The sequence below is a fragment of the Cupriavidus gilardii genome (genome assembly GCF_017598945.1).
Lineage (GTDB): Bacteria > Pseudomonadota > Gammaproteobacteria > Burkholderiales > Burkholderiaceae > Cupriavidus > Cupriavidus gilardii_E.
Genome location: NZ_JAGFTW010000056.1, coordinates 53,582 through 68,657, shown reverse-complemented (window position 1 = coordinate 68,657; position 15,076 = coordinate 53,582). Strand labels below are relative to the sequence as shown.

At 67.4% G+C, this 15,076-nt stretch carries 14 protein-coding genes; 6 read left to right on the top strand and 8 right to left on the bottom strand.

Annotated elements, in window-relative coordinates; translation table 11 throughout:
* Nucleotides 1-17 precede the first annotated feature (17 nt).
* The 5 genes from J5T34_RS20440 to J5T34_RS20420 form a co-directional block, all read right to left on the bottom strand.
* On the bottom strand, nucleotides 18-908 hold the full coding sequence (locus J5T34_RS20440) for an ABC transporter permease (RefSeq protein ID WP_208582464.1): 891 nt from the start codon (nucleotides 906-908) through the stop codon (nucleotides 18-20).
* Between the two features lie 10 nt (nucleotides 909-918).
* Nucleotides 919-1,797, bottom strand: coding sequence for an ABC transporter ATP-binding protein (locus J5T34_RS20435; RefSeq protein ID WP_208582462.1), 879 nt, complete (start codon nucleotides 1,795-1,797; stop codon nucleotides 919-921).
* A 1-nt stretch (nucleotide 1,798) separates the two neighbouring features.
* Nucleotides 1,799-2,836 carry an ABC transporter substrate-binding protein gene (locus J5T34_RS20430; protein WP_208582613.1) on the bottom strand — a complete coding sequence of 346 codons (1,038 nt, stop codon included), beginning with the start codon at nucleotides 2,834-2,836 and terminating at the stop codon, nucleotides 1,799-1,801.
* Between the two features lie 146 nt (nucleotides 2,837-2,982).
* On the bottom strand, nucleotides 2,983-3,897 hold the full coding sequence (locus tag J5T34_RS20425; protein WP_208582460.1) for a TauD/TfdA dioxygenase family protein: 915 nt from the start codon (nucleotides 3,895-3,897) through the stop codon (nucleotides 2,983-2,985).
* 123 nt (nucleotides 3,898-4,020) lie between these two features.
* Complete coding sequence (locus J5T34_RS20420; protein WP_208582458.1) at nucleotides 4,021-4,974, bottom strand: LysR family transcriptional regulator; 954 nt, start codon at nucleotides 4,972-4,974, stop codon at nucleotides 4,021-4,023.
* A gap of 101 nt (nucleotides 4,975-5,075) precedes the next feature.
* Here J5T34_RS20420 and J5T34_RS20415 point away from each other — a divergent pair, with 101 nt between their 5' ends.
* The 3 genes from J5T34_RS20415 to J5T34_RS20405 all read left to right on the top strand — a co-directional run bounded on the left by J5T34_RS20415 (nucleotide 5,076) and on the right by J5T34_RS20405 (nucleotide 7,489).
* On the top strand, nucleotides 5,076-5,570 hold the full coding sequence (locus J5T34_RS20415; protein ID WP_208582456.1) for a DUF6152 family protein: 495 nt from the start codon (nucleotides 5,076-5,078) through the stop codon (nucleotides 5,568-5,570).
* A 13-nt stretch (nucleotides 5,571-5,583) separates the two neighbouring features.
* Nucleotides 5,584-6,048, top strand: a complete 465-nt coding sequence (locus J5T34_RS20410; protein ID WP_208582454.1) for a hypothetical protein — start codon at nucleotides 5,584-5,586, stop codon at nucleotides 6,046-6,048.
* A gap of 370 nt (nucleotides 6,049-6,418) precedes the next feature.
* Nucleotides 6,419-7,489, top strand: coding sequence for an alpha/beta fold hydrolase (locus tag J5T34_RS20405; protein WP_208582452.1), 1,071 nt, complete (start codon nucleotides 6,419-6,421; stop codon nucleotides 7,487-7,489).
* 73 nt (nucleotides 7,490-7,562) lie between these two features.
* On the opposite strand, the gene J5T34_RS20400 is transcribed toward J5T34_RS20405, so the two are convergent.
* The 3 genes from J5T34_RS20400 to J5T34_RS20390 form a co-directional block, all read right to left on the bottom strand.
* Nucleotides 7,563-8,402, bottom strand: coding sequence for an SAM-dependent methyltransferase (locus tag J5T34_RS20400; protein ID WP_208582450.1), 840 nt, complete (start codon nucleotides 8,400-8,402; stop codon nucleotides 7,563-7,565).
* Nucleotides 8,403-8,424: 22 nt separating this feature from the next.
* The gene (locus tag J5T34_RS20395; protein WP_208582448.1) at nucleotides 8,425-9,804 is read right to left on the bottom strand and encodes an APC family permease; all 1,380 of its coding nucleotides are present in this window, start codon (nucleotides 9,802-9,804) and stop codon (nucleotides 8,425-8,427) included.
* Nucleotides 9,805-10,017: 213 nt separating this feature from the next.
* Nucleotides 10,018-11,133 (bottom strand): NADH:flavin oxidoreductase/NADH oxidase, encoded by a 1,116-nt coding sequence (locus J5T34_RS20390; RefSeq protein WP_208582439.1) that lies wholly within the window; start codon nucleotides 11,131-11,133, stop codon nucleotides 10,018-10,020.
* Nucleotides 11,134-11,573: 440 nt separating this feature from the next.
* On the opposite strand from J5T34_RS20390, the gene J5T34_RS20385 reads away from it, so the two are divergent.
* Genes J5T34_RS20385 through J5T34_RS20375 form a run of 3 tightly spaced genes read left to right on the top strand, consistent with a single transcriptional unit; the run spans nucleotide 11,574 to nucleotide 15,067 of the window.
* Complete coding sequence (locus J5T34_RS20385; RefSeq protein WP_244259113.1) at nucleotides 11,574-13,151, top strand: ABC transporter substrate-binding protein; 1,578 nt, start codon at nucleotides 11,574-11,576, stop codon at nucleotides 13,149-13,151.
* Nucleotides 13,152-13,185: 34 nt separating this feature from the next.
* The gene (locus J5T34_RS20380; protein WP_208582437.1) at nucleotides 13,186-14,136 is read left to right on the top strand and encodes an ABC transporter permease; all 951 of its coding nucleotides are present in this window, start codon (nucleotides 13,186-13,188) and stop codon (nucleotides 14,134-14,136) included.
* A gap of 43 nt (nucleotides 14,137-14,179) precedes the next feature.
* The gene (locus J5T34_RS20375) at nucleotides 14,180-15,067 is read left to right on the top strand and encodes an ABC transporter permease (protein ID WP_208582435.1); all 888 of its coding nucleotides are present in this window, start codon (nucleotides 14,180-14,182) and stop codon (nucleotides 15,065-15,067) included.
* Nucleotides 15,068-15,076 lie beyond the last annotated feature (9 nt).

Sequence of the window (15,076 nt, the reverse complement as noted above, 5' to 3'; positions counted from 1 at the left end):
CGCTCCGGGGCGCCAACCTAGCGCTGCATGCCCCAGCGCCGCACCGTCGCCGCCTCCAGCGTGCGGAATACCAGCCCTTCGACCAGCAGGCCGATCAGGATCACCATCGCCAGCCCGGCGAAGACGCGGTCGGTATAGAGCTCGTTGCGGTTCTGGAAGATGTACCAGCCCAGGCCGCCCTTGCCCGACGAGGCGCCGAATACCAGCTCGGCCGCGATCAGCGTGCGCCAGGCAAAGGCCCAGCCGATCTTCAGGCCCGAGACGATGGCCGGCAGCGCGGCCGGCACCAGAATCAGCAGCACATAGCGCAGGCCGCGCAGGCCATAGTTGCGCCCGGTCATGCGCAGCGTCTCCGGCACGCCGCGAAAGCCCGCATAGGTGTTCAGCGCCAGCGGCCACAGCACCGAGTGGATCAGCACGAAGATCAGGCTGCCGCTGCCCAGGCCGAACCACAGCAGCGCGAGCGGCAGCAAGGCGATGGCCGGCAACGGGTTGAACATCGCGGTCAGCGTATCGAGCAGGTCGCGCCCGATCGTCGTCGAGACCGCCAGCGTGGTCAGCGCGAAGGCGAGCGCGATACCCGCGGCATAGCCTTGCAGCAGGATGGTCAGCGAGATCGCGGCCTTGTTCAGCAGCTCGCCGGTCGTCAGCCCTTCGATGAAGGCCTGGGCGGTCGCCAGAAACGACGGCAGCAGCAGATCGTTGTTCTGCAGGCGGGCTACGGTCTCCCACAGCGCGGCCAGGACCAGAAGAATCACGGCGCGACGCAAGCCGCTGTTCTGCCACAGCCGCTGGCGCAGCGGCAACTGCCGCGCGACGGCCGTGGCGGTGAAGGGTTCGAGCTTGCGCTCGTATTCGGGCCGCAGCGGCGGGTGGACCGGCGCGGCTGTGGTGGCGATCGTGGTCATGGCTGGCACCTCAACGGGCCTGTGCCGCGCGCGGCGCGATGTCCGCGGCGTCGGCGTTGGGCTCAGCGCCAGCGTCTGGCGCCGGCGTGTCGAACAGCAGATGATGAATGCGCTGCGCGGTCTGCTGGAATGCCGCGCTGCCCTGGCTGTGCAGATCGAATTGGTGGCTGTTCAGCTCGGCGCGCACGCGTCCCGGATGCGGCGACAGCAGCAGGATGCGGTTGCCGACCACCAGCGCTTCTTCGATCGAATGCGTGACGAACAGCAGCGTGAAGGCCGCGTCCTGCCACAGCGCCAGCAGTTCCTCCTGCATGCGGCGGCGCGTCAGCGCATCGAGCGCGGCGAACGGCTCGTCCATCAGCAGCACCTTGGGCCGCAGCGCCAGGGCCCGCGCGATGGCAACGCGCTGTTTCATGCCGCCGGACAGCGTGTGCGGATAGGCATCGGCGAAGTTGGCAAGGCCGACCTTGTCCAGATAGTGCAGCGCCACCTCGGCCGCCTCGGCACGGCGCAGCCCTCGCGCCTGCATCAGCGGAAACATCACGTTCTGCTTGACCGTCTTCCACGGCGGCAGCTGATCGAACTCCTGGAACACCACGATGCGATCCGGGCCCGGCGCGCGCACGCGCTCGCTGTCGAGCCGGATCTCGCCCTCGATCGGCGGCACAAAGCCCGCCACCGCCTTCAGCAGCGTCGACTTGCCGCAGCCCGACGGCCCCAGCAGCACGAAGCGGTCGCCGGCATGCACATCGAAGCTGACCTGGTGCGTGGCGCGCACCACGCGCTCGGGCGTCCGATATTCCAGCGAGACGTCGCGGATCTGCAGCAGCGGGCCGCGCTGGCCGGCGGCGCCGACCACGCGCAACGGTTGCGAGACGGTGGCGGTCATGTCAGCTCCCCTGTGCGGTGGCCGGGTCGACGAAGAAGTAGTCCTGCCAGGACTTCGGCTGATTGCGGATCGCGCCGACGCGATGCATGAATTCGGCCAGCACGAAGGTGTTCTGCGGCGCGATGCGGAATTGCACCTGCGGATTCTTCAGGATGCCGACCAGCAGCGTGCGGTCGATCTTCGCCTTGTTCGCACGGATATAGAGATCCGCGGCCGCCTCGGGATTGGCGGTAACGTAGCGCGCCGCCTCGGCCAGCGCATCGACGAAAGCGCGGTAGGTCTTCGGATTGTCGTTGCGGAACTTCTCGGTGGCGTACAGCACGGTCGACGAGCTCGGACCGCCCAGCACGTCGTATGAATTGAGCACGATGCGCGCGTTGGGGTTGCCCGCCAGTTCCTGCTCCTGGAACGGCGGATTGGCAAAATGCGCGGTGACCTCGGTACCCCCATTGATGATCGCGGACGCGGCCTCGGGATGCGGCATCGCCACGGTCCATTTGTCGAGCTGATTGAACGCCTTGTCGCCCCACTGCCTGGCCGCGGCCAGCTGCAGCACGCGGGCCTGCACCGACACCGTGACCGCGGGCAACGCGATGCGGTCCTTGTCGGTGAAGTCGGCGATGGTCTTGACCTTGGGGTTGTTGCTGACCAGGTAGTACGGGAAGCTGCCCAGCGAGGCGATCCCCTTGACGTTCTGCTTGCCGCGGGTGCGGTCCCACAGCGTCAGCAGCGGTCCCACGCCCGCGCCGCCCACATCGATGGCGCCGGACAGCAGCGCGTCGTTGACGGCCGCGCCGCCCGACAGCCGGGTCCATTCGACCTTGATGTCCAGCCCCTGCTTCTGCCCCTGCTTCTCGATCAGCTGCTGTTCGCGGGCGACGTTGAGCAGCAGGTAGACCACGCCAAATTGCTCGGCGATGCGGATCTGCCCTTCCGCATGTGCCGGCGTGGCGAATGCCAGCGCGCCGGCGGCGACGCTGGCACCGACGGCAAGAGCGGTCAGGCGCGGGCCGAGGCGGCGCATCGAGCGTCGGAACAAGCGGCTGAGCAGGGACGAGCGGAAAGACGGTGCAGCCATATGGGGCTCCGGAAAATGGGTTGTCTGGTGCGATGGGATGCCCGCACCGCCGCTGGGACGGTGCGGGCGGTTGGCCGACTTGGATCAGCGCCGCGCTGTCCGTGCCGTCAGAACGGGATGTCGCCCTCGATCGTGGTGCGGTACATCACGCGGCGCTGATCCGCCGGACAGCCGGCTGCCAGATGCAGCAGCGAGCGGTTGTCCCAGAACACCAGGTCATGCGGCTGCCATCGATGGCGATAGACGAACTCCGGCTTGACGCTGTGGGCGAACAGCGCGTCGAGCAGCGCCCGGCTTTCGTCCTCGGGCAGGCCGACGATGCGCGTGGTGAAATGCTCGCTGACGAAGAGCGCGCGCCGTCCGGTCTCGGGATGGGTACGCACGACCGGCTGCAGCACCGGCTTGACCTGCGCGATCTGCTCCGGGGTCAGGTTCGGCCGCCACGGGCTGCGCTGCTGCAGCTCGGCGTAGCGCGCCAGATAGGTGTGTTCCGCCTGCCGTCCTTCGACCGCGCGCTTGAGTTCGGCCGGCAGCGTTTCCCAGGCCAGATGCTGGTTCGCGAACAGGGTGTCTCCTCCCTCCGCCGGCAGCTCTTGCGCGTGCAATAGCGAGCCCAGACTGGGCTTTTCCTTGTACGACAGGTCCGAATGCCAGAAATGGCCGGCATCGCCGAGCCCGATCGGCTTGCCGTCCTTCAGCACGTTGGAGACGATCAACACTTCCGGATGGCCCGGCAGCTGGAATTGGTGCAACACGTGGATCTGCAACGGGCCGAAGCGCCGGCTGAAGGCGATCTGCTCGTCGGGCGTGATGCGCTGATCGCGAAACACCAGCACGTGGTGGTCCAGATGGGCGCGGTGGATACGGGCGAAATCCGCCTCCGACAGCGGCTGCGACAGGTCCAGCCCCACGACCTCGGCGCCCAGCGGCGCGTCGAAGGGACGGATCTCGAAGCCGGTGCCGGCGCGTGGCGTCACGACGGGAGGACGCGCGGGCAGTGCCGCCTGGATGGAAACGGTCATGTTCGGTACGGAAATTCGGTATGGATCAGGGCACGATGCAAACGCGGTGCTCGCGCCGTCATCGACTGGGATCGATGCTAAGGAGACCGGCCATTGCAGGTCAACGAATGAAATCGTTCGGCCTTATCCGTTCTTCGCATATGGGCGCGGGCGTCCCGCGCCCCGCGGCCCGCTCTGCGCTGCCGGTGTCGTCACGGCCCGCCGCAACGCCGCCAGCGCCAGCGGCAAGGCCGGATGGCGCGAGCGCGGATCGTAGAGCGCCGCCAGCGGCAACACCAGTGCGGCCGGATAAGGCTTGAGCGGAATGCGCACGGTGCCCGCCACCGCGAGGCTGCGCGACTGCGTCGGCGCCAGCCCGATGCCGAGCCCCGCCGCGACCAGCGACAGCTGGCCATGCAGGCGCGGCGCGGTCGCTACCACCTGCATGGCGTGGCCCGCCAGGCGACAGCGGTCGCGTATCGCGGCATACAGCGCCGGTCCCTGCGCCTCGGGGAACAGCACCAGCGGCTCGGCGGCCAGCTCCGCCAGGCCGATCGCCATCCGGCCCGCCAGACGGTGATCCGCGGGCAGCACGGCGTCGAAGCGGTCGTTTGCCAGCAGCACGCTGGCAAGGCGTGCATGCGTCTCGAATGGCGGGTGGCCGATGCCCAGATCGATCTCGCCGGCCGCAATCAGCGCCAGCTGTTCATTGGTGGTGGCTTCCTGCAGCGCAAATTCGACCGGCTCGGCGACCGCCGACAGATGGCGCAGCGCGGCCGGCAAGGCGCGATAGAGGGCCGCCGAGACATAGGCGATACGCAGACGCCGACGTCTTTGCTGCCCGGCTGCACGCGCGGCCTCCCGTGCGCGCCGCTCCCCTTGCAGCAGATCGATCCCCTCCTCGCGCAGCCGCTCGCCGGCGGCCGTCAGCGCGACCCGGCGGCTGGTCCGGTCGAACAGGCGCACGCCGATCTCCTCTTCCAGCCTGGCGATGGCCCGGCTCAGATGCGGTTGCGCCATGCCGACCTGCTGCGCGGCCCGGCCGAAGTGCAAGGCATCGGCAACGGCGAGGAAGAGCTTCAGCTGCTGGAATTCCATTGATACCTCCAGGCGTATCGAACGATGCCATTTTGGTGGATTGATGCATGGATCGGCCAGCGATATCTTGGCGCCCATGCAATCGCCGAAAGGAAGGAACGATGAAGCAGCTGGTGGCAATCGCACTGTGCAGCCTGGCCATGACGCTCGGCACACCGGTGCTGGCGCATCACGGTTGGGGGTATTACGACACTGCCGCGCCCCTCTATTTCTCCGGCCGCGTGGTCTCGGTGACCTGGCGGAACCCCCATCCGCAGGTGACGATCGAAGTCGACGCCAAAGCCTTGCCGGCGAACTGGAACGCGCTGCCCGTGCCGCCGGAACTGGCCGAACTCGGCTTCGCCAGGACGCTGGCGGCGGTTCGCGCGCCGGCATCGGCCGGACGCTGGACGCTCGACCTGGCACCGATCAATCGGCTCGAACGATGGGGCATGCCGCGCGAACCGCGCCCGGGGGATCGGCTCGAGGCGATCGGCTTTCCGTCCTGCGCCGAACGCCATGTCGCGCGGCCGGCCCTGATCGTGCTGGACGGCGTCGGCGTGCGCCAGCAATCGGTCGCGCTGCCCGCGGGATGCAGCGGCGCGCCGCGCGGTTGAACGGAACGGCGGCATGGAAACGTGGGACGCATGGTTCGCCGCGGTCGAGACATGGCAGCCGGTCGTGGCGCTGCGCGCCTCGACCTGGGTCTATCCGCTGGTCAGCTGGCTGCATCTGCTCGGCATCGGCCTGCTGTTCGGCACCATCGCAGTGGTCGATCTGCGCCTTGCCGGGGGACTGGCGCGGCTCGATGACGCAGCGGTGCAGCAGACGCTGGTGCCGCTGTCGCTGGGCGGCTTCCTGCTGGCCGCGGTCTCGGGACTGATGCTGTTTGCGCCGGCGGCGCGGGAGTATCTGTCGAATCCGTGGTTCGCCGCCAAGCTGGCCTTGATCTGCACCGCCGCGCTCAACGCGCTGGCGCTGCATCTGGCCTCGCGGCGGCGGCGGGATCCCCAGCATGGGCGGCTGGCGGGGGTGCTGTCGTTGGGGCTGTGGGCTACGGTGATGCTGGCGGGGAGGATGCTGGCGTTTGGGTGATCTCGATCGTTGTCGTGGTACGGGCGCTGCTGCCCTCTCCCCCCCTCTCCCGCAAGCGGGAGAGGGGAGCGGGTCGTCGCGGTGGTGGTGCTTGCAGGCAAGCCAAGCGGATCGCTCTACCGACGCGCGGGCTCCCTCTCCCGCTTGCGGGAAAGGAGCCGCGCCGCGGGCACATGAGTACGGGAGCGCGAAGGCCGTCGCGCTGGCGACGCGGGAGCTCCCTCTCCCGCTTGCGGGAGAGGGCTGGGGAGAGGGCAACAGCGCGCAAAATTCCGCAAGCTCGCGACATGCCCCCTGAACTTTATTGTTACCTCATGGTCACATCGAGTCTGTTTTCCTCATTGCCATTCGCCCCGCCTGGGAGCCCAGCATGAAAACGACTTCGACCCGATTGTTGCCCTTGTCCACGCTGGCCGTTTCGCTGGCCTTCACCGCCGCCGCACCGACCGCGGGCGCTGCCGATCAAGCCGCAAGCCACCCCACGCCGGCCGTCACGCCCTACGGCCCGCAACTGGAAGGCTTCCCCTACCCCCACCCGATCCAGCGATTCACCTTCAAGTCGCAGCAGCAGGACCTGTCGATGGCCTTCATGGACGTCGCGCCGAAGGGCAAGTCCAACGGCCGCACCGCGGTACTGCTGCACGGGAAGAACTTCTGCGGCGCGACGTGGGAAGCCACCATCGACACGCTGGCCAAAGCCGGCTACCGCGTGATCGCGCCGGATCAGATCGGCTTCTGCGCCTCCACCAAGCCGAAGGGCTATCAGTTCAGCTTCGCACAGCTCGCCGCCAATACGCAGGCGCTGCTGGAATCCCGCGGCGTGACGCGCGCCACCGTCATCGGCCATTCGATGGGCGGCATGCTGGCCGCGCGCTTCGCGCTGCAGTATCCGAAGACGGTGGAGCAGCTGGTGCTGGTCAATCCGATCGGGCTGGAAGACTGGCAGGCGGAAGGCGTGCCCTATGCCACCGTCGATCAGCTGTATCAGGGCGAGCTGAAAACGAACTTCGATTCGATCAAGGCCTATCAGCTGCGCTTCTACTACAACGGCAAATGGCGCCCCGAATACGACCGCTGGGTCGCGATGCAGGCGGGCATGTACGCCGGTCCCGGCAAGGAGCAGGTCGCGTGGAATCAGGCGCAGACCTCCGAGATGCTGTTCACGCAGCCGGTCATCCACGAGTTCTCCCGGATCGCGGCGCCTACGCTGGTGATGATCGGCGAGAAGGACCGTACCGCGCCGGGCGCCAACCGCGCCGCGCCCGAGATCGCCAGCAAGCTGGGCAACTATCCCGAACTCGGACGCCGCGCCGCGCGCACGATTCCGAACGCGACGCTGGTGGCCTTCCCCGAGCTGGGCCATTCGCCGCAGGTCGAGTCGCCGGCGCAGTTCCACAATGCGCTGCTGCGTGGGCTCGGGGTGGCGGACGGCGCGCGTTGATCGCGCGCTTCAGCCCGATGGGCAGACCGCTTGCCGTGCATCGCCACGGCAAGCCGCCTGATCCGCGCTGGCGCTAACGCGACACCATTGTCGCGTTCCAGCGCCCTCCCCCCTCGATCGTGCCCTGCATCGTCCTGCCGCTGATCTCCCCGGTATAGCGCTGAGTACCGGCGGTAAACGCGATCCTGGTGCCATCGATGCGGCCGTCGCTGATCGGCGTGGCGGCCCCCTCTTCGCGCAGCGTCCCCTCGATCTTCTGATACTTCTGCGTCAGCACCAGCTGCCTCTCGCCCATCCGCCAGGTGCCCTGTACCTTGGCCGGAATCACCCATTTGTAGGCGGTGCAGTGCCCCGCGCAGCCCTGCGTGACCTGCGCGGTTTCGTCCGGCTCCCAGTCGTCCATCGTGAAGGTATTGGAGACGACCCGCGTGCCGGGTTTCATGTTCAGCAAGGTCGGACGCAGCCGCAGATTCAGATCGGGCAGCAGGAACAGCGTCACCACGGTCGCGTTCGAGAAGTCCGACTTGAAGATATCGCCCTGGTCGAATCTGGCGCGATTGGCGACGCCCTCGGCCTGTGCCGCACGACGCGACAGCGCCACCATGTCGGCGTTGTACTCGATGCCGCGTGCGGTGGCGCCGCGCTTGGCCGCGGTGATCACGAGCCGGCCGTCGCCTGAGCCCAGATCGACGAGATGGTCCTTCGGCGTCAGCCCCGCCATGTCGAGCATGCGATCGACCAGCGCCTGCGAGGTCGGCACCCATACCACGTCCTTGCCAGACTGACCGACCGACGGCTTGTAGACCGAGGTTTCGGAGCTCGTCTCCGTCTGTGCGAACCCCGGTTCGATGAAGGCCGCCGCCCCCGCGGCGAACAGCGCGGCTGCGACGAAGGAATGGCGCAAGATCGTCATCGACGTTCTCCTGTTCTGATGGTCACATGGGATCCGGTGAAGCATCCTGGCTCTCCGCGACTTCGACCTGCTTGCGCTTGAACAGCAGGATCGGCGCGCCAGCGGCGAGCATCGCGAGCCCGATCAGCGCCGCCGCGCCGGTATAGGTCACGCTGGCATAGAGCATGTACAGGCAGGTCAGGCAGAAGATGATCGGCGTGATCGGATACAGCGGCACGCGATACGGCAACACGCGGTCGGGATGGCGCCAGCGCAGCACGAACAGCGAGAGGCCGACCAGCAGCAGGAAGCCCCAGAACACCGGCGCGGTGTAGTCGACCATCGCCTTGAAGCCGTCGCGCGTGATGGCGCCCACGCCGATCAGCGCCAGCGCGATGATCCCTTGCGCGATCTGGCCGTTGGCCGGCGTCTTGCCGCGGCCGTCCCAGACGCCGACCCATTGCATGACGGTCATGTCGCGCGCCATCGCATAGAACACGCGCGAACCGGTGAAGATGGTGGCGTTCAGCGTCGACACCGCGGCGATCACGATGGCCGCCGTGACGATCCGCTCGCCGATCGGTCCCGCCACCACGCGCATCATGTCGGCCGCAACCGCGTCGGATTCGCGCAGCCCATCGAGCCCGAGAATCGACAGCAAGGCCAGATTGGCCAGCGTATACAGCACCACCAGAATGGCGGTGCCGCCCGCCAGCACCTTGGCGATGTTGCGCGGCGCATCCTTCAGCTCCCCGGTCAGATAGGCCGCCTCGTTCCAGCCGCCATAGGTCAGCAGCACGAAGATCATCGCCATGCCGATCGCGGCCGATTCGGGCGGCACCGCGGGCGCGGCGCGCTCGGCGGTCTCGGGCGATGCGAACAGCCCGAACAGGATGATCGCGCCGATCGCACCGATCTCCAGGAACGTCACCACCACCTGCAGGTTCTTGCCTTCGATGGTGCCGATCACATTGACCGCGGTCAGCACGATCACGGCCAACGCCGCATAAATGGCCGGAGCGAATGGGGCGAATGGTCCGAACAGGCCGGCGGGCAGCAGCTGGGCAAGGTAATCGCCCAGCATGAAGGCGACCGCCGCAATGGCGCCGGTCTGGATGACCGTGCAGCGCGCCCAACCGAACATCATCGCGGTCGAGCGGCCGTAGGCGCGGGACAGGAAGTGGTACTCGCCGCCCGCGTTGGGATGGGCCGCCGACAGCTCGGCGTAGCACAGCGCGCCGATGAAGGTGATGATGCCGCCGACGATCCAGACCAGGATGAACATCGCCTCCGACTCGACGCTGCCGGCGACGATCGAAGGCGTGCGGAAGATCCCGACCCCGACCACCAGGCCGACCATGATGGTGATGGCATCGAAGACCGACAGGATGCCCTGCGGTCGGGGTGGGTTCGGATCGGTCATGCCGGTCATCCCTATGCCTCGGACGGATGGAGCGAAACGGGCTTGCATTCCGCATGCGAATCGCTGCCGTGGAAGGCAGCGGGCTTGTCTGCCTGTCCACAATACGAAACATCCGAATGAGTGACTAGGGGTGTGGCGGCCTGCTCCGACGAGCCGTCAATCGACGTGACGGAAAGTTCGCCTCAGGGGCGCCGAAAATGACATCGGTGTCATTCAACGTTGGCCGAAAGCCGCACCGGCGAACAGGTCCTTGAACTCGCGCGGCTGCGAGCGCCAGTACTGCTTCGGGGCCTGCACCCGGGCGCCGAGTTGCGCGGCGGCATGCCACGGCCAGCGCGGGTCGTACAGCATCGCCCGCGCCAGCGACACCGCGTCGGCCTCCCCGTTGGCGATGATGCTCTCGGCCTGCTCCGGCTCGGTGATCAGCCCGACCGCGATGGTCGGCAGCCCGACCTCCGCCTTGACGCGCTGCGCGTACGGGACCTGATAGCCGGGCCCCAGCTTGATCGCCTGCTGCGGCGACACGCCGCCGGTGGTCACATGGATCGCCGCGCAGCCGCGTTTGGCCAGCGCCTTCGAGATCGCCACCGTGCCCTCGATATCCCAGCCGTTCGGCACCCAGTCGGTCGCGGAGATGCGCGCCCAGACCGGACGGTCGGCCGGGAAGACGGCCCGCACCGCGTCGAACACTTCGAGCGGAAAGCGCATCCGGTTCTCCAGGCTGCCGCCGTACTCGTCGTCGCGATGATTGGCGATCGGCGACAGGAATTGATGCAGCAGATAGCCGTGCGCGGCGTGGATCTCGATCGCATCGATACCCAGGCGCGCGGCGCGCTTCGCGGTCTCGACGAAGTCGCGCTTGACGCGTTCGAGTCCGGCCCGGTCCAGCGCTGCCGGGGCGACTTCGTTCGGGGCGTGCGGCACCGCGGACGGCGCCTCGGTCTGCCAGCCCTCGGGCTCGTCGGGACGGATCTGGGCACCGCCATCCCAGGGCGCGCGGCTCGACGCCTTGCGCCCCGCATGCGCGATCTGCATCGCGACCTTGATGGGTGAATAGGTGCGCACGGCCTTCAGCACGCGCGCCAGCGCCGCCTCGTTCTCGTCCGAGTACAAGCCGAGGTCGTAGGGCGTGATGCGTCCCTGCGGCGAGACCGCGGTCGCTTCGAGAATCAGCATGCCGGCGCCGGACAGCGCGAGATGACCGAGATGGATCAGATGCCAGTCGGTGGCATTGCCCTGCTGCGCCGAGTACTGGCACATCGGCGCGATCAGGATGCGGTTGTCGAGCTGCAGATCGCCGATCTGCAGGGGCGTGAAGAGTGCGGACATCGGGAACCTCTCGTGACTTCTTGTGGTTGGTATCGGCCCGGCACTGCGGGCCAGGCAGGCATTGTGCGGCAACTGGGCGATTGCTGCAGGCAGCCGACAACGGTGCGCATGGACGCATCCTGGTGCGAGGCCTGCCGTTCGTGGTGCGCCGGCTCCCGCCGATGGTGCCCCCGCATCGTCCCGACGCGGATCGGCGGGCCCGATACGCAGGATTGCCGCAGCAATGCAGGAAATCCGGTGGCATACCACTTGCTTTGGCAGTGCCGACGTCTCTTCCCCACTCAGGAGCCATGCCAGTGAACAGCTTTGCCTGCGCTTTCGCATCGATGTCGACCGCCGCTTCCCTCGCCACCGCCGCCTCGGCCACCGGCGCCCGTCAACGGCTTGGCCCCATCGGCGCGGCCGTGGCGCTGGCGCTGCTGGCATTGCCGGGCTCCGCGATGGCGGAGAAGGTGCTGCGCATCGGCATGACGGCGGCCGATATTCCCCGTACGCTGGGCCAGCCGGACCAGGGCTTCGAGGGCAACCGCTTCAGCGGCATTCCGATGTACGACGGCCTGACGCAATGGGATCTGAGCAAGAGCGATGGTCCGAGCCTGCTGATCCCGGGGCTCGCCACCGAATGGAAGGTGGACGCGAAGGACAAGACCAGGTGGGTGTTCAAGCTGCGTCCCAACGTCAAGTTCCATGACGGCACGCCGTTCAACGCCGATGCGGTGGTGTGGAACGTCGGCAAGGTCCTGGACAAGACGGCTAAGCAGTTCGACCCGAGCCAGGTCGGCGTGACCGCATCGCGGATGCCGACGCTGCGGTCGGCGCGCAAGATCGACGACCTGACGGTGGAACTGACCACCTCCGAGCCGGACTCCTTCCTGCCGTACAACCTGACCAACCTGTTCATGGCGTCGCCCACGCAATGGGAGAAGAAGTTCGCCGCGGTGCCGGCCTCGGTCACCGATCCGGTCGAACGTTCCAAGCAGGCGTGGGTCGCCTTCGCCGCCGATGCGGCGGGCACCGGGCCGTTCAAGATGAGCCGCTTCGTGCCGCGCGAGCGCCTCGAGGTCGTGAAGAATGCCCAGTACTGGGACGCGAAGCGCGTGCCGAAGATCGACAAGGTCGTGATGCTGCCGATGCCGGAGGCCAATGCGCGCACCGCGGCGCTGCTGTCCGGGCAGGTCGACTGGATCGAGGCGCCCGCACCGGACGCCATCGCACAGATCAAGAGCCGCGGCTTCCAGGTCTACGCCAACGCGCAGCCCCACATGTGGCCGTGGCAGCTGTCGTTCGCGCCGGGCTCGCCCTGGCTCGACAAGCGCGTGCGCCAGGCGGCCAACCTGTGCGTCAATCGCTCGGGCCTGAAGACCCTGCTTGGCGGCTATATGGCCGAGGCCAAGGGCATCGTCGAACCGGGCAACCCGTGGTGGGGCAATCCGAAGTTCGATATCAAGTACGACCCCGCCGGCGCCCGCAAGCTGATGCAGGAGGCAGGCTACTCGGCGGCCAAGCCGGTCAAGGTCAAGGTGCAGGTCTCCGCCTCGGGCTCCGGACAGATGCAGCCGCTGCCGATGAACGAGTACGTGCAGCAGAACCTGAAGGAGTGCTTCATCGACGTCGATTTCGACGTGGTCGAATGGAACACGCTGTTTACCAACTGGCGCATCGGCGCCAAGGATCCGAGCGCGCACGGCGCCAATGCGATCAACGTCAGCTTCGCGGCGATGGACCCGTTCTTCGCGATGGTCCGCTTCGTCAGCAGCAAGACACAGCCGCCGGTGTCGAACAACTGGGGCTACTTCAGCAATCCGGAGTTCGACAAGCTGATCGAGACCGCCCGCACCTCGTTCGACGACAAGGGCCGCGACAGCGCGCTGGCGAAGCTGCATGCCCGCATCGTCGAGGAAGCGCCGTTCGTGCTGATCGCGCATGACGTCGGCCCGCGCGCGATCTCGAAGAAGGTCAAGGGCGTGGTGCAGCCGCAGAGCTGGTTCATCGACATCGCCACCATGTCGATGGATTGATCCGTACGGAATCGACTGCCCGGGGCCCGCCACCATGTCCTATCTGCTTCGCCGCGCGCTGTACGCGATGCCCATTCTGCTGGGGGTCGCGCTGCTGTGCTTCTCGCTGGTGCATATCGCACCGGGCGATCCGCTGGTATCGGTGCTGCCGCCCGACGCCTCGGAAGAGATGCGCCAGCAGCTGGCCGCGCTGTACGGCTTCGACAAGCCCTTCGTCGAGCAATTCGTGCACTGGCTGACGCGCGCGTTGCACGGCGACCTGGGCACGTCGATCGCCACCAGCCGCCCGGTGATGCAGGAGGTCGCCACCGCGGTCGTCAATTCGGTGCGGCTCGCGGCGGTGGCCACGCTGATCGGCTTCACCTTCGGCTGCCTGTTCGGCTTCGTCGCAGGCTACTTGCGCGATTCGGCGATCGACCGCGCGGCCTCGTTCCTGTCGGTGTTCGGCGTCAGCGTGCCGCATTACTGGCTGGGCATGGTGCTGGCCATCGTGTTCTCGGTGATGCTGGGCTGGTTGCCGGCGACCGGTGCCGGGCCGGGCGGATCGGGCGACTGGAGCTGGAACTGGGAACATGTCCAGTACATGTTGCTGCCGGCGATCACGATGTCGGTGATTCCGATGGGCATCGTCGCGCGGACCATTCGCGCGCTGGTGGCCGAGATCCTCTCCAACGAGTTCATCGTCGGCCTGAAGGCGCGCGGCCTGTCCGACCTGGCGGTGTTCCGTCATGTGGTCAAGAACGTCGCCCCGACCGCGCTGTCGGTGATGGGCCTGCAGCTGGGCTATCTGCTCGGCGGATCGATCCTGATCGAGACGGTGTTCGCCTGGCCGGGCACCGGCTTCTTGCTGAACTCGGCGATCTTCCAGCGCGATTTCCCGCTGCTGCAGGGGACGATCCTGGTGCTGGCGGTGTTTTTCGTGCTGCTGAACCTGGCCGTCGACGCGCTGCAGACGCTGTTCGATCCGCGCATCCAACGCAACTAGCGCTACTAGCGCAACTAGCGCAACCAGTGCCCCGGAGAATTCGATGGAAATGACGCTGGACAATGCCGCCGCGCCCGCCGCGATGGAGCGCTCCCCCGGCTACTGGTCCACGGTGGGCCGCCGGCTGCTGCGCAACAAGCTGGCAATGGGCGCGGCGCTGATCCTGCTCGCGCTGATCGTGCTGGCGATCTTCGCGCCGCTGCTGATGCCGGCCGATCCCTATGCCTCGTCGATCCTGAAGCGCCTGAAGCCGATCGGCACCGAGGGCTATCCGCTCGGCACCGACGAGCTCGGCCGCGACATGCTGTCGCGTTTGATCCTTGGCGCGCGGCTGTCGCTGTTCATGGGCATCACGCCGGTGCTGATCGCCTTCGTGCTGGGAAGCGCGCTGGGCATCGTCGCGGGCTATGCCGGCGGCTGGACCAACACCGCGATCATGCGGATCGTCGATATCTTCTACGCCTTCCCGTCGGTGCTGCTCGCCATCGCGCTGTCCGGCACGCTTGGCGCCGGCGTCGGCAATGCGCTGCTGTCGCTGACCATCGTCTTCGTGCCCCAGATCGCGCGCGTGGCCGAGAGCGTCACCACCCAGGTGCGCAACCGCGAGTTCGTCGACGCGGCGCGGGCGTCGGGGGCGTCCGCCCTGACCATCGTGCGCGCGCATGTGCTGAACAACGTGCTGGGGCCGATCTTCGTCTACGCGACCGGGCTGATCTCGGTGTCGATGATCCTGGCTTCCGGCCTGTCCTTCCTCGGTCTGGGCGTCAAGCCGCCCGAGCCCGAATGGGGCCTGATGCTGAACACGCTGCGCACCGCGATCTATACCCAGCCCTGGGTGGCCGCGCTGCCCGGGGCGATGATCTTCCTGACCTCGATCTCGTTCAACCTGCTCGCCGACGGCATCCGCTCGGCGATGGAAATCAAGGACTGAGCCGATGCC